21 protein-coding genes are annotated in these 22025 nt (G+C 66.6%); 7 read left to right on the forward strand and 14 right to left on the reverse strand.

What is annotated here, in order from left to right; all coding sequences use genetic code 11:
- Positions 1-87 precede the first annotated feature (87 nt).
- Positions 88-1002 carry a DnaJ C-terminal domain-containing protein gene (locus ACYVBS_RS10640; RefSeq protein ID WP_460823565.1) on the forward strand — a complete coding sequence of 305 codons (915 nt, stop codon included), beginning with the start codon at positions 88-90 and terminating at the stop codon, positions 1000-1002.
- Between the two features lie 88 nt (positions 1003-1090).
- Here ACYVBS_RS10640 and ACYVBS_RS10645 read toward each other — a convergent pair whose 3' ends face one another.
- From ACYVBS_RS10645 to purB, 9 genes are all read right to left on the reverse strand, one after another.
- On the reverse strand, positions 1091-1456 hold the full coding sequence (locus tag ACYVBS_RS10645; RefSeq protein ID WP_460823566.1) for a response regulator: 366 nt from the start codon (positions 1454-1456) through the stop codon (positions 1091-1093).
- Between the two features lie 71 nt (positions 1457-1527).
- On the reverse strand, positions 1528-2520 hold the full coding sequence (locus tag ACYVBS_RS10650) for a YhdH/YhfP family quinone oxidoreductase (RefSeq protein WP_460823567.1): 993 nt from the start codon (positions 2518-2520) through the stop codon (positions 1528-1530).
- Positions 2521-2604: 84 nt separating this feature from the next.
- A complete protein-coding gene (locus tag ACYVBS_RS10655) occupies positions 2605-3198 on the reverse strand; it encodes an LOG family protein (protein WP_460823568.1) in 594 nt (197 codons plus the stop codon).
- Positions 3199-3281: 83 nt separating this feature from the next.
- Positions 3282-4724, reverse strand: coding sequence for a dihydrolipoyl dehydrogenase (gene lpdA, locus ACYVBS_RS10660; RefSeq protein WP_460823569.1), 1443 nt, complete (start codon positions 4722-4724; stop codon positions 3282-3284).
- 122 nt (positions 4725-4846) lie between these two features.
- Positions 4847-6061 (reverse strand): dihydrolipoyllysine-residue succinyltransferase, encoded by a 1215-nt coding sequence (gene sucB, locus ACYVBS_RS10665; protein ID WP_460823570.1) that lies wholly within the window; start codon positions 6059-6061, stop codon positions 4847-4849.
- Positions 6062-6113: 52 nt separating this feature from the next.
- Entirely contained in the window at positions 6114-8945 is a 2832-nt protein-coding gene (locus ACYVBS_RS10670) for a 2-oxoglutarate dehydrogenase E1 component (RefSeq protein WP_460823571.1), read from the reverse strand.
- Between the two features lie 130 nt (positions 8946-9075).
- Positions 9076-9978 (reverse strand): GNAT family N-acetyltransferase, encoded by a 903-nt coding sequence (locus ACYVBS_RS10675; protein ID WP_460823572.1) that lies wholly within the window; start codon positions 9976-9978, stop codon positions 9076-9078.
- A gap of 1 nt (position 9979) precedes the next feature.
- On the reverse strand, positions 9980-11134 hold the full coding sequence (locus ACYVBS_RS10680; protein WP_460823685.1) for a ribosomal protein uL16 3-hydroxylase: 1155 nt from the start codon (positions 11132-11134) through the stop codon (positions 9980-9982).
- A gap of 247 nt (positions 11135-11381) precedes the next feature.
- Entirely contained in the window at positions 11382-12764 is a 1383-nt protein-coding gene (purB, locus tag ACYVBS_RS10685; RefSeq protein ID WP_460823573.1) for an adenylosuccinate lyase, read from the reverse strand.
- Positions 12765-12948: 184 nt separating this feature from the next.
- On the opposite strand from purB, the gene ACYVBS_RS10690 reads away from it, so the two are divergent.
- Positions 12949-14355, forward strand: a complete 1407-nt coding sequence (locus ACYVBS_RS10690; protein ID WP_460823574.1) for a class II fumarate hydratase — start codon at positions 12949-12951, stop codon at positions 14353-14355.
- Positions 14356-14426: 71 nt separating this feature from the next.
- Here ACYVBS_RS10690 and ACYVBS_RS10695 read toward each other — a convergent pair whose 3' ends face one another.
- From ACYVBS_RS10695 to ACYVBS_RS10715, 5 genes are read right to left on the reverse strand one after another with little or no spacing between them, the layout of a single operon-like run.
- Entirely contained in the window at positions 14427-15098 is a 672-nt protein-coding gene (locus ACYVBS_RS10695) for a hypothetical protein (protein WP_460823576.1), read from the reverse strand.
- 40 nt (positions 15099-15138) lie between these two features.
- Positions 15139-16188, reverse strand: coding sequence for an ABC-2 transporter permease (locus ACYVBS_RS10700; protein ID WP_460823577.1), 1050 nt, complete (start codon positions 16186-16188; stop codon positions 15139-15141).
- Entirely contained in the window at positions 16185-17060 is an 876-nt protein-coding gene (locus ACYVBS_RS10705) for an ABC transporter ATP-binding protein (protein ID WP_460823686.1), read from the reverse strand. Before ACYVBS_RS10705 ends, ACYVBS_RS10700 begins: the two co-directional genes overlap by 4 nt.
- 5 nt (positions 17061-17065) lie before the next feature.
- Positions 17066-17437: a GntR family transcriptional regulator gene (locus ACYVBS_RS10710; protein WP_460823579.1), complete on the reverse strand. Its 372-nt coding sequence runs from the start codon at positions 17435-17437 to the stop codon at positions 17066-17068.
- A gap of 2 nt (positions 17438-17439) precedes the next feature.
- Positions 17440-17709: a hypothetical protein gene (locus tag ACYVBS_RS10715; protein WP_460823580.1), complete on the reverse strand. Its 270-nt coding sequence runs from the start codon at positions 17707-17709 to the stop codon at positions 17440-17442.
- 126 nt (positions 17710-17835) lie between these two features.
- Between ACYVBS_RS10715 and ACYVBS_RS10720 the strand changes: the two genes are divergently transcribed.
- From ACYVBS_RS10720 to ACYVBS_RS10740, 5 genes are all read left to right on the forward strand, one after another.
- A complete protein-coding gene (locus ACYVBS_RS10720; protein WP_460823582.1) occupies positions 17836-18405 on the forward strand; it encodes a glutathione peroxidase in 570 nt (189 codons plus the stop codon).
- A 116-nt stretch (positions 18406-18521) separates the two neighbouring features.
- Positions 18522-19460: an FKBP-type peptidyl-prolyl cis-trans isomerase N-terminal domain-containing protein gene (locus ACYVBS_RS10725; protein WP_460823584.1), complete on the forward strand. Its 939-nt coding sequence runs from the start codon at positions 18522-18524 to the stop codon at positions 19458-19460.
- Between the two features lie 110 nt (positions 19461-19570).
- A complete protein-coding gene (locus ACYVBS_RS10730; protein ID WP_460823585.1) occupies positions 19571-20350 on the forward strand; it encodes an FKBP-type peptidyl-prolyl cis-trans isomerase in 780 nt (259 codons plus the stop codon).
- Positions 20351-20431: 81 nt separating this feature from the next.
- Entirely contained in the window at positions 20432-21781 is a 1350-nt protein-coding gene (locus ACYVBS_RS10735; RefSeq protein ID WP_460823587.1) for a UDP-glucose dehydrogenase family protein, read from the forward strand.
- On the forward strand, positions 21778-22008 hold the full coding sequence (locus ACYVBS_RS10740; RefSeq protein ID WP_460823588.1) for a SlyX family protein: 231 nt from the start codon (positions 21778-21780) through the stop codon (positions 22006-22008). Before ACYVBS_RS10735 ends, ACYVBS_RS10740 begins: the two co-directional genes overlap by 4 nt.
- Positions 22009-22025 lie beyond the last annotated feature (17 nt).

A 22025-nucleotide genomic window follows, 5' to 3' on the forward strand; every position in this document is an offset into this window, starting at 1 on the left:
TTGAATTTGACGCACCTGCCGCCATCAGTGCTTGAAACCCCGGCCGCCGGCCGGCGTGCCGTGGGTGACGGAAAGGCGGAGTGAGCAATGCAGTTCAAGGATTACTACCAGACGTTGGGCGTGGAACCCAGTGCGGGCGAGGCGGAGATCAAGACTGCCTACCGACGCCTCGCGCGCAAGTACCACCCCGACGTCAGCAAGGAGCACGACGCCGAAGAGAAGTTCAAGGCCATCAATGAGGCCTATGAGGCGCTGCGCGACCCGCAGAAGCGCCAGGCGTATGACCAGTTGCGCGCGCGCGGTTACCGCCCGGGCGACGACATCCAGCCGCCGCCGGGTGGGTTTGGCGGTGGCTTTGGCGGTGCGGACTTCGACGAAATCTTTGCCGGCGGTGGCGCGGGCGGCGGTTTCAGCGACTTCTTCGAAAGCCTGTTCGGGCGCGGACGCGCCGGTGGCTTCGGCCAAGGTCCGGGCGGTGCTCGCGGCCCGGCGCCGCGTGGCGACACGCGCGCAAAGCTCGCGGTATCCCTAGAGGCCGTGTACGAAGGCAGCAGCGTACGCATTTCAGTCGGTGGCAAGACCCTGGACGTGCGCGTGCCCAAGGGCGTGCGCCCCGGCCAAGTGATCCGACTGGGCGGGCAGGGGGCCCACGGGGACCTGCTGCTGGAGATCGAGTACGCCGCGCATCCGCAATTCGAGGTCGATGGCCGCAACGTGATCCACATCCTGCCCATTGCCCCCTGGGAGGCCGCCCTGGGGGCGACCCTGAGCGTGCCGACCCTGGGCGGGCGAGTGGAGCTCAAGATTCCTGCAGGCTCGGAGGCGGGACGCAAACTTCGGCTGCGCGGGCGTGGACTGCCGGGCGACGCCAGTGGTCGGCACCCCACCGGTGATCAGATCGTGGAGTTGGAGGTGCTGGCACCCAAGGCGCACACAGAGGCTCAGGAGGCGGCGTACGTCAGCCTGCGCGATGCGTTTGGCGACGACTGGCGGCGGGCCTGAGGGACGCCGCAAGTTGTCGGGCGACGACGCATATGGGGAGCGGCACTGGAAGCGGCCGCCGAGCCCGAGGAACGCCCGCTAGGCGGGATCAGCCGGGCAGCAGCTCGGCGATGATCGAGGACAGGTCGTCCTCACTGAAAGGCTTGGTGATATAGGCCTTGGCGCCTTGGCGCATGCCCCACACGCGGTCGGTATCCTGATCCTTGGTAGTGACCAGGACGACCGGAATGTGTTTGGTCGCCGGGTCGCGGCAGATCGAGCGCGTGGCCTGGAACCCGTTGAGGTTGGGCATCACCACGTCCATCAGGATGAGGTCGGGCAACTCGCGCTTGGCGGCTTCAACGCCGGCCGCGCCGTCTTCGGCAGTGAGTGGGTCATGGCCCAGCTTTTCCACGATGCGACGGATCCCCATCAGCTGCACCGGTGAATCGTCGACGATAAGGATGCGCGCCATCAGCTCCCCCTTGTTCCCGCCGATTGTAGCGACGCGTGGCAACACCGCAAGCGCTGCTGAACAGGCACGGCTCAGAACGTGACCAGGGTTCGCCCGAAGGACCCACCGGCGAGCATGGTGGGGAACACGGTCGGCAAATCGGCCAAGGTCACTTCGCGGGTGCAGATGCGGTCCAGGTGGCGCGGCTTCCAGTCGGTGGCAAGGTGCTGCCAGACCGCGTCACGGATATCGCGAGCAGTGCCGGCCGACGCCACGCCCAGCAAAGAGACGCCCCGGATGATGAAGGGCATGACCGTGGTGGGCAGGTCCGCAGTGGCGGCCAGGCCGGCACTGGCGACGTTGCCGTAAGGCGCGGTCTGCGCGAGGAGGCTGGCGAGCATCGGCCCACCTACGTTGTCGAGGCCGCCCCCGAAGCGTGCCGACTCCATCGGCCGCGTGGTGGCAAGGGCGTCGCGCCCCAGCACCTGGCTTGCGCCGATGGCCTTGAGGTAGTTGGCATGCTCAGGCTTGCCGCTGATGGCATGCACCTCGAAGCCCGCGCGGCTGAAGATGTCGACGGACAGCGAGCCGACGCCGCCGGTGGCGCCAGTGACGGCCAAGGGGCCCAGCTCCGGCGTCTGGCGGTTCTCCACCATGCGCAGCAATGCCAGCGCCGCGGTAAAGCCGGCGGTGCCCAGGATCATGCTCTCGCGTAGGCCCAGTCCTTCCGGCAGGCGCACGGCCCAGCGCGCTTCGAGGCGTGCGTACTCGCTGTAGCCGCCGTCCCGGGTCTCGCTGAGGCCGCAGCCGGTGGTGAGCACCGCATCGCCTTCCTTGAAGGCCGGGTCGGTCGAGGCCACCACGTGGCCCGCCACGTCGATGCCGCCCACCAGCGGGAAGCGGCGCAGGATCTTGCCCTGGCCGGTCCCGGCCAGCGCGTCCTTGAAGTTGATGGACGAGTAGGCCGTCTTGATCACCACTTCGCCCGGCGCGAGGTCGTCGAGCGCGATCTGCTCGACGCCGCTGCGGTAGCCCGCGTCGTCGTTGTGGATACGGAAGGCGGCGAAGCGGCTGGGGAGGGTCATGCGTGCGTCCGTGGTTGATGCGGGCCGGCTGCTATTGTGACCGGGCGGGGACGATCCCGCATCCGACCAAGGCTGCGCCAAACATCAGCGCAGGTCCTTGCGACGCTTCTCGTCCAGCCACTTGCTGGCCTGCGCGGGCTCGTAGCGCTGCATCCAGTCGAGCATGGCCCCTACGTCCTCACCGTGCCACAGGTCTCGGCGTTGGTCGGGATGCAGGAACCGTTCTTCCACCATGCGGTCCATCATCGCGACGATGGGCGCATAGAAGCCATCGACGTCGAGGAATGCACACGGCTTGTCGCCGATGCCGAGTTGGCGCCAGGTCAGCATCTCGAACATCTCGTCCATGGTGCCAAAGCCACCGGGCAGCGCGATGAAGCCATCGGACAGGTCGAACATGCGCATCTTGCGCTCGTGCATGTTGGCCACGACCTCCAGGCGGGTGAGGCCCTTGTGCGCGACCTCCCAGCCCATCAGCTGCTCAGGAATGACGCCGATGACTTCGCCGCCGGCCTCCAGCGCCGCATCGGCGACGATACCCATCAACCCCACGTTGCCGCCGCCATAGACCAGCGCGATCCCGTCGCGCGCCAGTTGCTGGCCGAGCGCAATCGCGCGCTCGGTATAGATCGGCCGCGCACCCGCGTTGGAGCCGCAATACACCGCTACGGATTTCATCCTGCTGCTACCTCACTGCTGAAAACAGAACGGCGCACCCTAGGGTGCGCCGTCCGTGACATTGCATTTCAGGCTCAAAGCGATCAGTTCGCCTTGTGGATCGCCCGCTTGTGCACGGCCATCGCCGCGTCATGCACGGCTTCCGACAACGACGGATGCGCGTGGCAGATGCGCGCCAGGTCGTCGGCCGAACCGCTGAACTCCATGGTCAGCACGCCCTCGTGCACCAGCTCGGACACGTTGGCGCCCACCAAGTGCATGCCCAGCACGCGGTCGGTCTCAGCATGCGCGATGACCTTCACGAAGCCCACTGGCTCGGCCATGGCCACGGCGCGGCCCACGGCAGCGAACGGGAAGCTGCCGGCCTTGTAGGGCACGCCCTCGGCCTTCAGCTGTTCCTCGGTCTTGCCCACCCAGGCGATTTCCGGCTCGGTGTAGATGACCCACGGAATGGTGTCGAAGTTGACGTGGCCCGGCAGGCCTGCGATCAGTTCGGCGACCGCGATGCCTTCCTCGAAGCCCTTGTGCGCCAGCATCGGGCCGCGCACGCAGTCGCCGATCGCCCACACGCCATCGACGCCGGTGTGGCAATGCTCGTCCACCTCGATCTGGCCGCGCTCGTTGACACGCACGCCAGTCCCTTCGGCCAGCAGGCCCTTGCTCGCGGCGCGACGGCCGACGGCCACCAGCAGCTTGTCGACGGTGATGGTCTGCTCGCCCGATGCGTCGGTGTAGGTGAGCTCGACTTCCTTCTTTTTGCCCTTGCCCTTGACCTCGGCCTTGGAGACCTTGGCGCCCAGCTTGATGTCCAGGCCCTGCTTCTTGAACTCCCGGGCGGAGAGCTTGCTGACCTCGGCATCGGCCGCGGACAGGAAGCCCGGCATCGCCTCCAGGATGGTGACCTTGGCGCCCAGGCGGTTCCACACGCTGCCCAGTTCCAGGCCGATCACGCCGGCGCCGATCACGCCGAGGCGTCCCGGTACGGCTTCAAAATCCAGCGCGCCCACGTTGTCGACGATGCACTCGCCGTCGAACTTGGCGAACGGCAGCTCGATCGAGTCCGAGCCGGCGGCGATGACGACGTTGGTGCCCTTGAGCTCGACCTCGGTGCCGTCGTGCTGCTTCACCTTGACCACGTTGCCCGGCTGCAGCTGGCCGAAGCCGTAGAAGGCGGAAACCTTGTTAGCCTTGAACAGCGACGCGATGCCGCCAGTGAACTGGTGGACGATCTTGTCCTTGCGCGACACCATCGTCGGCACGTCGATCTTCGCGTTGTCGAAGTCGATGCCATGCAGGTGGAAGATGTGGCCCATGTTCCAGAACTGGCGCGAGCTGTCGAGCAGCGCCTTCGACGGGACGCAACCCACGCGCAGGCAGGTGCCGCCGAGCGCGGGCTTGCCGTCCTTGCCCATGCCGGCGTCAATGCAGGCGGTCTTGAGGCCAAGCTGTGCCGCGCGGATGGCAGCGTGGTAGCCGGCGGGGCCGCCGCCGATGACGACGACGTCGAAATTCTGTTGTTCGGTCATGGGGATCTCAGGTGTTCAGCCGTGCGCGCTGCGCGCGTCCTTGGAGCTGGTAGGGGGCAGGGCGAAGGCCCTGTGTCCGAATACGCGGGCGGGAACCGTCGCCGGTTCCCGCCCCAGTGCGATTACATGCCCAGCAGCATGCGGTGCGGGTTCTCGAGCTGGTTCTTGATGTCGACCAGGAAGAGCACCGCGTCCTTGCCGTCGATGATGCGGTGGTCATAGGACAGCGCGATGTACATCATCGGCGCGGCGAGGACCTGGCCGTTCTCGACGATGGCGCGTTCCTTGATGGCATGCATGCCGAGGATGGCGGACTGCGGCGGGTTGACGATCGGGGTCGACATCAGTGAACCGAAGGTGCCACCGTTGGTGATGGTGAAGGTGCCGCCCTGCAGGTCTTCCAGGCCGATCTTGCCGTCACGCGCCTTCTTGGCGTACTCGCCGATCTGTCTCTCGACGTCGGCGAAGCCCATGCGCTCGACGTTGCGCAGCACCGGGGTCACCAGGCCCTTGTCGGTGGACACCGCGATCGAGATGTCGGCATAGCCGTGGTAGACGATGTCGTTGCCGTCGACCGAGGCGTTGATCACCGGGTACTTCTGCAGGGCGTTGGCGGCGGCCTTGGCGAAGAAGCTCATGAAGCCGAGCTTGATGCCGTGGGCCTTGACGAAGTCGTCCTGCAGTTCCTTCCGCATCTCCATGACCTTGGACAGGTTGACCTCGTTGAACGAGGTCAGCATGGCGATGGATTCCTTCGACTGCATCAGGCGCTCGGCGATGCGGGCGCGCATGCGGGTCATCGGCACGCGCTCTTCCGGACGCGCACCGCCGGCCGCGCCAACGCCGCCGGACTTGGCGTAGTTGACGATGTCTTCCTTGGTCACCATGCCGCGGCGGCCGGTGCCCGGCACCTGCGAGCTGTCGACACCGCTGGTGATGGCTTCAAAGCGCGCGCCCGGGGGCAGGGCGGAGCCGGAGGTGACCGGCGCCGGCGTGGTGGACGCCGGAGCGACGGCCGCAACCTTGGCGGCCTCGGCCTTGGGCTGCACTTCCTGCGCGCCGGCGGCCGGCTGGGCGGCCGGCGCGGCAGCGGCGGCAGCGCCTTCCTCGACGATCGCGATCAGCTGCTGGCTGAGCACGGTGGCGCCTTCTTCGAACTTGATTTCCTTGATCACGCCGTCGACCGGCGACGGCACTTCCAGCACGACCTTGTCGGTCTCGAGGTCGACGATGTTCTCGTCACGCTTGACGGCATCGCCCACCTTCTTGTGCCACGTGGCGATGGTGGCGTCGGAGACGGACTCGGGCAGGACCGGAACTTTGATCTCGGTGCTCATGGGGCGGGCATCCTGGCTTGCTAATAAGTGAAAAGGGTGGATTCGTTGACGATCACTCGTCGCCGGCTTCGCCGCGCAACGAATTGACCAGTGCGTCTGCGATCAGCTGCGTCTGCTCGCGCACGTGGTCGGCGAAGTGGCCGGCCGCCGGCGACGGCGAGCGGGCACGGCCGGCGTAGTGCAGCGACTGCTTCGGCGCCAGGCAGGCGTTGAGGTGGTGGCGGATCTGGTACCACGCGCCCTGGTTCTGCGGCTCTTCCTGGCACCACACGACGTCGGTGGCGGCGGAGAAACGCTTGAGCTCGGCGGCCAGCTGCTTGCGCGGGAACGGGTACAGCTGCTCCACGCGAACCAGTGCCACGTTGTCCAGGCCCTGCTTCTGCTGCTCTTCCAGCAGGTCGTAGTACACCTTGCCGCCGCAGACCACGACGCGCTTGACCTTCTTCGGGTTGGCGTTGGCGTCCGGGATCAGCTGCTGGAACTCGCCCTTGGCCAGATCGTCCAGCGAGGACACGGCCAGCTTGTGGCGCAACAGCGACTTGGGCGTCATCACCACCAGCGGCTTGCGGGTGGTCATGCGCATCTGGCGGCGGATCATGTGGTACGCCTGTGCCGGAGTGGTCGGCGTGCAGACGATCATGTTGTCGAGCGCGCACAGCTGCAGGTAACGCTCCAGACGCGCGGAGCTGTGCTCCGGACCCTGGCCTTCGTAACCGTGCGGCAGGAACAGCGCCAGGCCGCTCAGGCGGCCCCACTTGGCCTCACCCGACGACAGGAACTGGTCCACGACGACCTGCGCGCCGTTGGCGAAGTCGCCGAACTGCGCTTCCCAGATGTCCAGGGTCATCGGATCGGCGGTGGAGTAGCCGTATTCGAACGCCATCACCGCTTCCTCGCTGAGCAGCGAGTCGATGATGGTGACGTCGACCGGGTTCTTGACCAGGCGGCGCAGCGGCAGGATGTACTCGTCGCTGGTCTGCTCGTGCTGGATGGCGTGGCGGTGGAAGAACGTGCCGCGACCGCAGTCCTGGCCGACCAGGCGCAGCTTGTAGCCTTCGTCCAGCAGCGTGGCGTAGGCGAGGTTCTCGGCAAAGCCCCAGTCGCCCGGCAGTTCGCCGGCGGTCATCTTGCGGCGGTCTTCGTAGATCTTGGCCACGCGCGGATGCAGCTTGATGCTGTCCGGTACGTCGTTGATCTCGGTGGCCAGCGCGACCAGCTTCTTGCTGTCAAAGGTGGTGTCCACCGGGTCGGACAGCTTGCCGGTCAGGTACTTCGACCAGTCAATGGTGAACTCGTCCGGCTTGACCTCCACCACCTCGGTGGTGACCACGCCGTCGTCCAGCTTCTGGCGGTAGCCATCGACCAGCGCCTGCGCCTCGTCGGCGGTCAGCGTGCCTTCCTCGACCAGCTTGGCGGCGTACAGCTCGCGCGGGGTCTTGTGCTTGCGGATGACCTGGTACATCACCGGCTGGGTGGCTGCCGGCTCGTCGGCCTCGTTGTGGCCGTGGCGGCGGTAGCAGACCAGGTCGATGACCACGTCGCGGCCGAAGCGGTTGCGGAAGTCCAGCGCCAGCTCGGCGCAGAACACCACGGCTTCCGGATCGTCGCCGTTCACGTGCAGCACCGGGGCGCCGACCATCTTGGCCACGTCGGTGCAGTACAGGGTGGAGCGGGCGTCCTGCACGGCGCTGGTGGTGAAGCCCACCTGGTTGTTGATGACGATGTGCAGCGTGCCGCCGACCGCGAAGCCGCGGGCCTGCGACATCTGGAACAGCTCCATCACCACGCCCTGGCCGGCGAATGCGGCGTCGCCGTGGATCAGCACCGGGATGACCTGCTCGCGGCCCTTCTCGCCGCGGCGGGTCTGGCGCGAACGCACCGAACCGACGACCACCGGGTCGACGATTTCCAGGTGCGACGGGTTGAAGGCCAGCGCCAGGTGCACCGGGCCGCCGGGGGTAGCGACGTCGGCGGAGAAACCCATGTGGTACTTCACGTCGCCCTGGTGGGCGAGGTCGCTGTGGACGTGCTCGAACTTGCCTTCGAACTCGTCGAACAGGTGGCGCGGCGGCTTGCCGAGCGTGTTGACCAGCATGTTGAGGCGGCCGCGGTGGGCCATGCCGATGACCACGTCCTTGGCGCCCTGCGTGCCGGCGCGGCGGATGGTGGTGTCCATCAGCGGGACCAGCGCATCGCCGCCTTCCAGCGAAAAGCGCTTCTGGCCGACGTACTTGGTGCCCAGGTAACGCTCCAGACCATCGGCGGCGGTGAGGCGCTCGAGGATGCGCTTCTTGTCGTCGGCGGTGCGGCCGTACTTGCCGCCGGCCTTTTCCAGGCGCTCGTAGAGCCAGCGACGCTGTTCGGCGTCGGTGATGTGCATGAACTCAGCGCCGATCGGGCCGGTATACGTGGCCTTGAGCAGGGCGAGCAGGTCGCCCAGCTTCATGCGGTCGTTACCGCCCACGCCACCGGTGCTGAACTCGGCATTGAGATCGCTCTCGGACAGGCGGTGGAAGGCCAGGCCGAGGTCCGGCGCTTCGGGCTTCTGCATCAGGCCCAGCGGGTCGATGTTGGCACCCAGGTGGCCGCGCGAACGGTAGGCGGTGATCAGACGGCCGACCTGGCGCTCGCGCTCGTCACCGGCGCCCGCGGCGACCGTGACCTGCCCCTTGGCGGCGCGCTTGCCCGCGTCCACGATGCTTTCGATCGCGGCGGAGTGGGGCACGTCGCCCGCCTCGCGGCCCTTGAAGCCGTCGAAATAGGTTTTCCACTTGGGCCCGACGCTGTCGGGATCGACCAGGTACTGCTCGTACAGGTCTTCGATGAAGGCGGCGTTCGCGCCGAGCTGGGACGACTGGGAGAACTGCTTCAGGAGGCTGTCCACGACGGTGATCGGGAAACTCTTTTTGGGGGAGGCAGGGAGTCCCGCGGGAGCCGCGGGCGCTATTCAGGTAACAATCCGCGAATTATAGCCCCTGCGGCGGGCCACGCGGCTAACACTTAGGTCAAACCAGTCAGATGCCGAGTGCGCGGTATTCGCTGCAGGGACGTGCGCGTTCCCATACGGGGTCGAACGTGGCCTCCAGCTGCCGGGCGCGGGCGCGATCGTCCAGCCGCGTCTCGCCATCGAAGCGGTGGCCGAGCGTGCGGAAGTACCAGCCGCCGGCATCGCTGGCCGCGTAAGCCGCGGCATAGGCCTGGTCGCCGGGCTCCTCCACGGCGCGGAAATGGAAGGCGCTGGGCAGGCGCTGGGCCAGCGCCAGCAGCGGCGAATGGGCGCGCTGGGGTGTCGTCGGGTCCTGCAGCAGGATGCGGATCTCGCCGCGGCGGGTGGCCAGTTGCTTCAGGGCGGTGATGAGATCGGGGTCGTCGAGCAAGCCGGGGTCGAGGTCGCGGCTGTAGATGACCAGCTGGCGACGTGCGCCCGAGACCACGCCAAGCAATGCAGCCAGCGCCTGGTCGCGGGTCTCCACGGCGTTGGCGTGGTCCAGCAGCAGGCGCATGGACTGGTGCTCGATGCCGGCCTCTTCATATCGCGGACCGTAGGGCAGGAAGCCGTGGCGGGCGTAGAAATTGATCGCCGTGACCTGCGCGTGCAGGGTGACCTCGCGCCAGCCCAGCTTGCGCGCCTCGTCGAGCAAGGCGCGGAGCAGGGCGTCGCCGACGCCTTTGCCGCGCCAGTCGGGCAGTACCGCCATCCGACCAATGCGGTGATCGGGCGTCAGGCGTCCGGTGCCGATGGGATGGCCGCCGGCATCGCGGGCGATGACATGGTGGCAGGCCGGGTCCAGCTCGTCCCACTCCAGCTCCAGCGGCACGCCCTGCTCGGCGACGAAGACCGGCTCGCGCACGGCGCGCAACTCGGCCAAGCCGGTGTCATAGGCGATGGGAGTGACCTGGAACTCGGCGTCGGGCATGTCAGTCCTCGTCTTCGGCGATCTGGAGCTGGTAATGGCCAGCCGACAGTAGCGCAAACAGCAGGTCGCGGCCGTGTTCGGACAGGGCCGCGTAGTCGTGGCCGTCGATGCTGGCATTGTTGGCCAGCAGGCGGGCATCGGCCACTGGCAGCGGGTGGTCCTGGCCGCTGACGAACAACGTGGCGCCGCGGCTCGCCTTGCGCCAGGCCATGCGCGTCCACGGATGGCGCACCAGCTGGGCGCCCTGTTGCAGGTCCCACTCGATCTCGATGCGCGAACGCTCCTCGCCGTTGGGCATGACCTCGCCAGCGGCACGGTAGATGGTCATGAAGCGGCCGAACCAGTCACCCAGCCGCTCAGGATCGTTCATGCGCAGCATGTTGAGCGCCTCGACCGCACGCGCCATCGCGTCCGTATCGATCTCATACGGATCCTTGGCCGGTTTCAGGTCGGGGTCGTGGTAGCGCAGCGATTCGTCAGCCTCTGCGGCGAGGGTGTCGACGAAATCGCCCAGCAACTCGGCAGCCGCGGGGGCGCGCATGCCCACCGAAAACGTAAGGCACGCGTCCTCGGCCACGCCGTTGTGCGGCACGTTGGGCGGCAGGTACAGCATGTCGCCGGGGCCGAGCACCCAGTCGTGGGTGGCGTGGAAGGCTTGCAGCAGCTTCAACTCGACATCGGGGCGGAAGGCGAGTGAGGGTGCGGGACGACCCTGCGCCACCGAGGCGTCGATCTGCCAGCGGCGGTGGCCGTGGGCCTGCAGCAGGAACACGTCGTACTGGTCCACGTGTGCGCCGACCGAGCCGCCGGGCGCGGCGAAGGACACCATGATGTCGTCGATGCGCCATCGCGGCAGGAAGCGGAAGTCCTCCAGCAGCTCGCGGATGTCCACGTCCCACTTGTCCATGTCCTGCACCAGCAGGGTCCAGTCCTGGTGCGGCATGTCGGGGAACATGGCTTCGTCGAACGGGCCGGTGCGCACCGTCCAGCCGTCGTGCGCGCGGTCGTGCATGACGATGCGCGACAGCGCCATTTCCTCGCAGGCCACGCCGGCCAGGTCTTCGGGCTGGATCGGCGAAATGAAGCCGGGGAAGGCGTTGCGGACCAGCAATGGGCGCTTCTGCCAGTAGTCGCGCAGGAAGGCCTCCGGCGACATGCCCAGCGGGCCGTTGCCCTGGGCATTGATCTCGAAGGGGAAATCATTGGCCGCCTTGGCCTTACCTGGTGCCGCGATGCGGCCGGTTGGTTTGCGCGGGGCCTTGCGGATGGCCATGGGCGGGTCTCCTTCGCCGGTGTCGTGGAGGCGGGCGCACCCTGTCGAGGCACGGCTTATGCCATTGGACGGGTTCCGGGGCGTCCGGACGCATGCTCGCCCGGACGCCTTCAGCTCGCCCTGAGGACGATCAAATTTCCTTCGCGAGTCGCTCGGCGATGCCGATGTAGCTGCCCGGCGTCATCTCGAGCAGGCGCTGCTTTGCCTCGGCCGGCAGTTCCAAGCCAGCGATGAAATCGCGCATGGACTGCTTGTCGATGCCGTGGCCGCGGGTCAGGGCCTTCAGTTGCTCGTACGGCTGCGGCAGGCCATGACGGCGCATTACGGTCTGCACGGCTTCGGCCAGCACTTCCCACGAGGCATCGAGGTCGGCAGCCAGGCGCTCCGGGTTGGCCGAGACCTTGCCCAGGCCGCGGCCCAGCGCCTCGAACCCGATCAGCGCGTGGCCGAAGGCGGTGCCCAGCGCGCGCAACACGGTGGAGTCGGTCAGGTCGCGCTGCCAGCGGCTGATCGGCAGCTTGGCGGCGAAGTGTTCCAGCAGCGCGTTGGCGATGCCGAAGTTGCCTTCCGCGTTCTCGAAGTCGATCGGGTTGACCTTGTGCGGCATGGCCGAGCTGCCCACTTCGCCGGCCTTGACGGCCTGCTTGAAGTAGCCGACCGAGATGTAGCCCCACATGTCGCGGCACAGGTCGAGCAGGATGGTGTCGATGCGCTTCTGCACGTCGCACAGCTCGGCGATGCCGTCGTGCGGCTCGATCTGGGTGGTGTACGGCTGCCAGGTCAGGCCCAGCGAAGTCACGAAGACCTGCGAGAACTTTGCCCAGTCCACGTCCGGGTAAGAGACCGAGTGTGCGTTGTAGTTGCCCACCGCGCCGTTGATCTTGCCCGGCATTGGCAGCGCGGCCAGCACGTCGCGCTGGCGCTGCAGGCGGGCGACGACGTTGGCGAGTTCCTTGCCCACGGTGGTCGGCGAGGCGGTCTGGCCGTGGGTGCGCGAGAGCATCGGCAGGCCGGCGTATTCGTGGGCCATGGTGCGGAGCTTGCTGATCACCCCGTCCAGCGCCGGCAGCATGACCTGCTCGCGCGCGGCGTTGAGCATCAGCGAGTAGCTGAGGTTGTTGATGTCCTCGGAAGTGCAGGCGAAGTGCACGAACTCCAGCGCGGGGGCCAGCTCGGCGTCGTCCTTGAGCTTTTCCTTGATCAGGTACTCGACGGCCTTGACGTCGTGGTTGGTGGTGCGCTCGATCTCCTTGACCCGGGCGGCGTCGCGGACCGATAACTCGTCGGCGAGGGCGCGCAGTCGGGCGACGGCAGCGGCCGAGAACGGGTTGAGTTCCACGATGCCCGGCTCGTTGGCCAGCACGAGCAGCCACTCCACCTCGACCTTCACGCGGGCCTGGATCAGGCCGTATTCGGAGAAGATCGGGCGCAGCGCGTCGACTTTGCCGGCGTAGCGGCCATCGAGCGGGGACAGGGCAAGCAGCTGGGTTTCGACGACGTTGGCGGCGGTCATGGGTGCGCGGTAGGCGAAGCGGGGCCGTAATTCTACAGGTCCCGGCGTCCGGGCGTTTCCGGGGCGCGGGAGTGCAGGGCGGCGAGCCACCGAAGAGGGGGCATTCCGTGCCAGGCGGTGAAACGAGCCCATACCGGCCCGGCGTTATGCTCGGTCCATCCGAACCTGGACCGGGAGCGCGGCCATGCCCAAGCAGGCGAAATACCGCATCGAGCACGACAGCATGGGGGCGCTGCGGGTGCCCGAGGAGGCACTTTGGGGCGCGCAGACCCAGCGCGCCGTGGAGAACTTTCCGGTGTCCGGCCGTCCGATGCCGCGCGACTTCATCCGGGGGCTGGGATTGGTCAAGGCCGCTGCTGCCGAGGTCAACGGCGGCCTGGGGTTGCTACGAAAAGGCATGGCAGCGGCGATTCGCAAGGCAGCGCTCGAGGTGGTTGCGGGCGAGCACGACGCCCAGTTCCCGGTGGATGTTTTCCAGACCGGATCGGGAACCTCCAGCAACATGAACGCCAACGAGGTGATCGCCACCCTGGCCTCGCGGCTGGGCAAGGCGAAGGTGCATCCCAACGATCATGTGAACCTGGGGCAGAGCTCCAATGACGTGGTGCCGACCGCCATCCGGGTCTCCGCGCGGTTGGCGGTGGGCGAAGCGCTGCTGCCGGCACTCAAGCATCTGCGCCGTACCGTTGCCGGACGTGCGCGGGCCCTGTCGAAGGTGACCAAGACCGGGCGCACCCACCTCATGGATGCCATGCCGCTCACCTTTGGGCAGGAGTTCGGTACCTGGGTCGCGCAACTGGATTCGGCGCAGGCGCGGATTGAGGACACGCTCAAGCGCGTGCGGCGCTTGCCGATTGGCGGGACCGCCATTGGGACCGGGATCAACGCTGATCCGCGCTTTGGCAATGCCATGGCGAAAGCATTGACCGGGCTAACTGGCACGCGTTTCGAGGCGGCTTCCAACCGCTTTGAGGGCATCGCCGCGCAGGACGATCTGGTGGAGCTGTCGGGCCAGCTCAATGCACTGGCGGTGGCGTTGATGAAGATCGCCAACGACCTGCGCTGGATGAATTCGGGTCCTCTGGCGGGACTGGGCGAAGTCGAATTGCCGGCGTTGCAGCCAGGCAGCTCGATCATGCCGGGCAAGGTCAATGCGGTGGTGCCGGAGGCGCTTGCGATGGTCTGTGCGCAGGTGATGGGGCACCACACGGCGATTACCGTGGCGGGGCAGAGCGGCAACTTCCAGTTGAACGTGATGCTGCCGCTCATCGGCGCCAACCTGCTGGATGCGATCCACGTGTTGGCCAACGGCATGCGCCTGCTGGCGGATCGCAGCATCGCCGGGATGCAAGTGCGCGCGGAACGGGTGCGGGAAGCGCTGGATCGCAATCCGATCCTGGTCACCGCACTCAACCCGATCATCGGCTACGAGCGGGCCGCGGCCATTGCCAAGCAGGCCTACAAGGAAGGGCGTCCGGTGTTGGCGGTGGCGGTGGAGGAAACCGGGATGCCAGAGGCTGAGTTGCGGGCGCTCCTGGATCCGCGCGCGCTGACCAAGGGCGGTATCCGCGAGGGTGTGTCAGGGGGTTGAACGAAAAACGGCGTCGTCATCATGACGACGCCGTCCGTGGGTACTCTCCCCCATCCCGTGTTGTCGAAGGCTCAGCCTTCAGTCGGGGCCGGAGGGGCGGGAGGCGCCGGTGGTGCAGAGGGTGCCGCCGGGGCGGCAGGCTTGGTCGCCGTCTCGTCATGGCAATCGTCGATGTCCTTTTCGGTCATCGTCGCGTAGGGCTTGAACTCCGGAATCGCAGTCGCAAGCCGCTGCTGCGAATCCAGCACGGCCGGCAGGCGATCGCACAGCACCACCGCCTCGGCCTTGATGTTCTCCGCTTCGGCTTCGATCCGCTTTTCGATCTCGTCGGTATTGCCAGTGAAAACGCCCTTGAGCGCTTCGCCGGCAGCCTTCATGCCCAGGTCCGCGCCACGAACGCCGATCGCCATGCCTGCCTCGGCGATGGCGACGACGTTCGCCCGATGTTCCAGCAGCAGCGCGCGCTGTGCGGCGTCGACGGGCACGGCCTTGCCATCGATCAACAGGTCGCCCTTGGGCGAGATCTCCGCCTTCGGCAGCGAGTTGTTGTCGCTGGCGAGGGTGATGGGCTCGTTGGCCAACTTGGTGCGGGCTGCTTGGGTGGCCTCTTCCACCACCTTGCCCAAACTCTTGGCGGGCGCGTCGGGGGCGCTGGTCGGTGCCGGCGAGGGGGCCTGTTGGCACGCTCCCAGCAGGGGGACGCAGGTCAGCAGGGCCAGGGTTGCGTTGCGTACGGTGCTCATGGAATGGACCTTGTGCAATTTAGGGGGGAAGGACGAGGGCTCAGCCCTCGTCACGCCACCGGCGCAGTCGGATCGCGACCACCAGCATCAGGGCGCCAGCCACCACGCCAATCCACAGCGAGGGCGAGGCCAGGGTCGAGTAGGTGGTCTGCAGGTTCACCAGCGAATGCACCGCCTGCGGGCCGTCGGCATCGATGTGGCCGATACGGGCGGCGTCGAACCAGGTGCCCGGGGCCACGCTGAACAGCACGCGGGCCACGACGTTCTTCCAGAACCAGGATGCCTCGAGGTTGAAGTACGGCATCATGTCGAACCAGGTGACGAAGATGCCTGCGAACACCGGGATCATCACTGCCCACAGGAACGCCTTGCTGCGTGCCCAGGCCGAGCAGAGCATCAGCCAGCCCACGGTCGGCATGGCCCACAGCGCGTACACCGGGAGCGAGGCGATCATATTGCCGGCCACCTTAAGCGGGCTGGCGGGCCCCCACAGCAGGGTCAGCGGATTGCCACCGTGCAGCAGCACCAGGCCGCTGTACAGCACCATCGAACCGAGCATGGTCACGATGCCGGCCACGATGGCGAGCGCGGGCGCCACCACGACGGCGCTGGCCACCTTCGACAGCACGGTGTCGCGGTCGGACACCGGCAGCGACTTCCAGAACAGCACGCTGCGGTCCTTGCGGTCGTCGTACAGGCAGCTCAGGCAATAGAAGAACACGACAAAGGTCAGCACGATCAGTGGCCAGCTGGCGGCCATGTACAGGCTGGCGTCGATCACGCCACCGAACTCGTGCAGTTCCTCGGGTCCCAGCTTTTCGGTCAGCTGGGACAGGTCCAGCCCGTTGACGCGGAAGCTCGCGCCCTCGACGTTGACGCGGGCATGGTCGGGGGCCTTGCGCAGGAAGGCTTCGCCCACGCCAGCGCCCATCAGGCTCAGCAGCAGGAAGATCCCACCGGCCACCAGAGGCGCCCAGAGGAAACCGCCCTTGTGCTCCCAGAACTCACGCTTGAGCAGCAGTTTCAGCTTGTGGGTGGAGTGGGGTGCGGCCACCGGGGCGCGCACATGGGTCTCGGCAACAGCGTTCATGCGTAGGTCCCCTTCATGGTGGCGACGAACAGGTCGGCCAGGCCCGGCGTGCGGGTTTCACCGAGCGGGTCCAGCTGCGCGGCGGGCACGCCGTCGAACAGCATCACGGTCTTGCCGAACGGCAGCGAGCGCTCGTCGATCGGCTTGAGGCCGCGGGCGGCGTCCAGGTGGGCGGTGTCCACCAGCACCTCGATGAAGCGATCGCCCAGCGACTCCATGTCGTTGTCCAGCACCACCTTGCCGTCGCGGATGAACATGACGTCGGTGAGGATGTGCTCGATCTCCTCCACCTGATGGGTGGTGACGATGATCGTCTTCTCCTCGTCGAAGTAGTCCTCCAGCAGGCGCTGGTAGAACTGCTTGCGGTAGAGGATGTCCAGGCCCAGGGTCGGCTCGTCCAGCACCAGCAGCTTGGCGTCGATGGCCATCACCAGCGCCAGGTGCAGCTGCACGATCATGCCCTTGGACATCTCACGGACGCGAAGGTTGGGCTTGAGCTGGGTGTGCTCGAGGAAGCGCTCGCACTTGGCGCGGTCGAAGCGCGGGTGCACGCCGGCGACGAATTCAATGGCTTCCTTGACCCGGATCCAGCGCGGCAGCACCGCCACATCGGCGATGAAGCACACGTCGCGCATCAGCTCGTCACGCTGGGTGCGCGGGTCGCGGCCCAGCACGTTCAGCTCGCCCTCGAACGGGATCAGGCCAAGGATGGCCTTGAGCGCGGTCGTCTTGCCCGCGCCGTTGGGGCCGATCAGACCGATGATGCGGCCGGTGGGGATGGAGAACGTGGTGTTGTCCAGCGCCACCTTGTTCTTGTAGGCCTTGCGCAGGTTGCGGGCGGTGACCACCGAGCCGGTGGCGACATTGGCCATGGTGTTCATGCCGTACCTCCAATGGCCTTCGGCCCCATCAGTTCCTCCATGGACAGGCCCAGGCGCTGGATGCGCTCCAGTACCAGCGGCCATTCCTCGCTGAGGAAGCGTTCACGTTCATTGATGAGCAACTTCCTTGCAGCCTCTTCTGTGACGTACATGCCCAGTCCCCTGCGCTTTTCTACGAGTGCCTCGTCCGCCAGTTCCTGATAGGCGCGCGAGACGGTGATGGGATTCAGCTGGTACTCGGCCGCGACCTGCCGGACGGAGGGCAGGGCGTCGCCGGGCTTGAGGACGCCATCGAGCATCATGGCGATGACGCGGTCCTTCAGCTGGCGGTAGATGGGAGCGCCATCGCTCCATTGAATTGCGGACATGGTCAACCCCGCTGTGCGAATGAGAAAAAGGGCATGACCAACGTCTGCCGGCGGTGGCGCGCACTCTTCCTGATGACGCGTTTGGAGACATCCACGGAGCCGTCCGTGGACGGCAGGCCCGTGGGGGAGAGGGTGTCAGCCGCAGCCGCAACCGGGTTGGGAAGCGACGCGCCCGTGGCGACGCTGGTCGGCGTCGTGGGCAGGGCCACCAGCACCAGCAGGGCGCTGGCGGCGGCGAAGGTCAGTGCGGTGTGGCGGAGCGCGTTGTTCATGGTGAACGTCCTGCTCGTTAGTAGACCGGTGTTGTAGGCAACTATAACACCAAAATACGTCCCGTCAAGCGCCGCCGACCCAACTGAAGTCATACTTGGGCCCCGGCCCTCTTGAGATGCCTTCCCATGTCCCGAAACCCCGTCCTGGCGGCCTTTGCGGCCGCATCCTTGCTGGCTGGCGGCGCCGTCCTGGCGGCCTCGGGCCTGCTGGCCCACACCTTTCGTCCCCTGGCGGGCAAGACCCCGGTGAACCTGGAGGCGACCTATGGCGGCCAAGTGCTGCTGGTGGTGAACACGGCCAGTAAATGCGGCTTCACGCCCCAGTTCGAGGGCCTGGAGGCCCTGCACGCCAAGTACAAGAGCAAGGGGTTCGCCGTCCTGGGTTTCCCGTCGGGCGACTTCCGCGAGCAGGAATTCACGGACGAGAAGGAGATCCAGGAGTTCTGCACGCTGACCTACGGGGTGAAATTCCCGATGTTCGAGAAAGTGCACGTGGTGGGTGAACAAACCACGCCGTTCTACAAGGCGCTGGCGGCCGCCTCGGGCGAAGCGCCGAAGTGGAACTTCCATAAATACCTGATCGGCCGCGATGGCCGTCTGGTGGCCAGTTGGGGCAGTCGCACCAAGCCCGATGACAAGGCCATCGTGAACGCCATCGAACAGGCCCTGAAGGCCCCCCGGCCAGCCAAGCGCTGAATGCCGGCGCCTCCTGACGCGTTGATCGGCGCCTGAGATTGCCGTCTGGGGCGCAGGCCGCGACAATGGGGACTTCGCGCCGCGCCAGCGGCGTATCCGACAGGAGTTGTCTCGGAATGAATGCTTTCTCGCGCGGCCTGGCCGTGATCATCACCACTGCCGCGGCCCTTACCGGTGCCGTCGCCATTGCCAAGGACAAGACCGTGCTTACGACCGACCGTGAAAAGGTCAGCTACATGATTGGCCAGGACGTCGCGACCTCGATCGCGCCCGTGGGTCCGGACCTCGACGTGGCTGCGTTCGAGCGCGCGGTCCAGAACGCCTTCAACGGTGGCAAGCCGCTGCTGGACGACAAGGAAGCGCAGGCCGTGGGCGGCGCGCTGATGCAGCGCATTGGCGTGCGCATGGGCAAGGCGCCGGAAGGCACCAAGGCACCCGAAGTGGCCAAGGACAAGGTGGGCTATCTGGTGGGCGCTGACGTCGGGCGTTCGCTGGCGGGCATCAAGGAAGAGATCGAACTCCCGGTCCTGATGCAGTCGGTGCGTACCGCGATGGCCAAGCAGCCGTCGCTGCTCTCGGAAACCGAAGCCAACGCCATCCGTGATGCATTCTCGCAGCGCATGCAAGCGAAGGCGCAGGCGCGTGCGACCGAACAGGCTGACAAGAACAAGGCCGAAGGCGCCGCGTTCCTGGCCAAGAACAAGGGTGAGAAGGGCGTGTTCACCACGCCGTCGGGCCTGCAGTACATGGTGCTGCGCCAGGGCTCGGGTCCGCGCCCGAAGGCGACCGACAAAGTGCGCGTGAACTACCACGGCACGCTGCTGGACGGCACCGTGTTCGACAGCTCGTACGATCGTGGCCAGGAAGCGGAGTTCCCGCTGAACCAGGTGATCGCCGGCTGGACCGAAGGCGTTGCAATGATGCCCGTGGGCAGCAAGTTCCGCTTCTGGATCCCGGGCGAGTTGGCCTACGGCGCGCGCGGAACTCCGGGCGGCCCGATCGGTCCGAATGCCACGCTGCAGTTCGATGTCGAGCTGATGGCGATCGTGCCGTAACGGTACGTTCAGTCCCGCCACGACACATTCCGCCGGCACGTTCCGTGCCCATCCGCCGCGTTGGCCCCCGCCAGCGCGACGGTCGTCGCATCCCGATGGAGTCCTGTTCCATGAAGCAATCCGTGCGTCATATCGCCGTACTGGCCGCCGCCACGCTGGCGCTGGCCGCTTGCAACAAGCCCGCTGACAAGGCTGAAGGCGCCGCCACGGGCGCTGCGTCCGCCGACGCTGCGTCCACGGCCGCCAAGATCCCGGGCTTGGAGGGCGAGAAGGCCCAGGCCGGTTACGTGATCGGCCTGGACATCGCCAAGTCGCTGGAGCCCGCGAAGGGCGAGTACGACGTCGAGGCCATGATCAAAGGCCTCAAGGCCGGCGTGGCCGGTGAAAAGGCACTGATCGACGACAAGCAGGCACAGGCCATCCGCGAGGCCTTCGGCCAGAAGATCCAGGCCAAGCGCATCGCGGAAATGATGGCCAAGGCCAAGAAGAACGCCGAGGCGGGCACGAAATTCCTGGCCGAGAATGCCAAGAAGGAAGGCGTGAAGACGACGGCTTCCGGCCTGCAATACCAGGTCATCACCGAAGGCACCGGCGCCAAGCCGAAGGCCACCGACATGGTGAAGGTGCACTACAAGGGCACCCTGCTGGACGGCAAGACCTTCGACAGCTCCTACGACCGTGGCGAACCGGTCGTGTTCCCGCTGCAGGGCGTGGTCCCGGGCTGGCAGGAAGGTCTGCAGCTGATGACCGTGGGCAGCAAGTACAAGCTTTGGATCCCGGCGAAGCTGGGCTACGGCGAAGCCGGCACCCCGGGTGGCCCGATCGGCCCGAACGAGACGTTGGTGTTCGAAGTTGAGCTGCAGGACGTGGTGCAGCCGGCGAAGAAGTAAGCCACACCGGCGGCCGCTGCGATGCAGCGGCCGCCGTATGCCCGGCAGTTTGTTGCATCACCGCACTGAAGGATCCAGGGAATGCGCGTCACCATTTTCGGCACCGGCTATGTAGGCCTGGTCACCGGCACCTGCTTGGCCGATGTCGGCCACGACGTGGTCTGCGTCGACATCGACACCGCCAAGGTCGATGGCTTGAACAACGGCATCATCCCGATCTTCGAGCCGGGCCTGGAGCCGATGGTGAAGGCCAACCATGCGGCCGGTCGCCTGCGCTTTACGACGGACGCGGCCGCGGGCATTGGCCATGGCGATGTGTTGTTCATCGCGGTCGGTACGCCCCCCGACGAGGACGGCAGCGCGGACCTCAAGTACGTGCTGGCGGTAGCACGCACCATCGGCCAGCACCTGCAGAAGCCCGCGATCGTGGTGGACAAGTCCACCGTGCCGGTCGGGACCGCCGACAAGGTGCGCGCGACGATTGCCGCAGAGCTGGCAAGCCGTGGCGAGGACGTCGCCTTCCATGTGGTTTCCAACCCCGAGTTCCTGAAGGAAGGCGATGCGGTCAATGACTGCATGCGCCCCGACCGCATCGTGATCGGCGCCGACGACGCGGGTGCGGTCGAGAAGCTGAAGCGCCTGTATGCGCCGTTCAATCGCAACCACGAGCGCATCGTGGTGATGGACGTGCGTTCGGCGGAGCTGACCAAGTACGCGGCCAACGCGATGCTGGCTACCAAGATCAGCTTCATGAACGAGATCGCCAACATTGCCGAGCGCGTCGGTGCCGACGTGGAAATGGTGCGGCAAGGCATCGGCTCCGATCCGCGCATTGGCTGGTATTTCATTTACCCCGGTGCGGGTTACGGCGGCTCCTGCTTCCCGAAGGATGTGCAGGCGCTGGCCAAGACCGCGCAGCAGCACGGCTACAACGCCGAGTTGTTGAACTCGGTGGAGTCAGTCAACGACCGCCAAAAGGCCCACCTCTTCGAGTTGATGGTGCGCCATTACGGTGGCATCGAGGCGTTGCGCGGCAAGACCGTGGCCGTCTGGGGGCTGGCGTTCAAGCCCAACACCGATGACATGCGCGAGGCCTCCAGCCGTACGTTGCTCGGCCTGCTGTGGCAGGCGGGAGCCAAGGTGCGGGCGTACGACCCCGAGGCCCACCATGAGGCGCAGCGTATTTTCGGCGAGCGCGACGATCTGGTTCTGTGCGATTCGGCCTACCAGGCGTTGGTCGACGTGGACGCGCTGGTGGTGGTGACGGAGTGGAAGCAGTTCCGAAGCCCCGACCTTGCCCGCGTGCGCGACGCGCTGCGTGACAAGGTGGTCTTCGACGGCCGCAACCTGTACCACCCCGATGAATTGGAGGCCATTGGATTGGCGTATTACGGCATCGGTCGCGGCCGCTCGATTCAGGCGGCTTCGTGAGCAGCGAACTTGAAGCGCGGCTGGTGGACCTGGAGACGCGTCTGGCCTTCCAGGAGCAGGCGTTGACTGAGCTGAGCGACGCGCTGGCGGCGGCTCGTGACGAGGAGGCTCGCAACGCATTGCGGCTGCATCGAGTCATGGACGAATTGCGGCAGCTGCGTGTGGCCATGTCGAACGCACCCCTGACCGGGGATCCGGCCAGCGAACCGCCCCCGCCGCATTACTGATTTCCGTCCGGCTGTCG

The sequence above is a fragment of the Lysobacter olei genome (assembly GCF_054777355.1).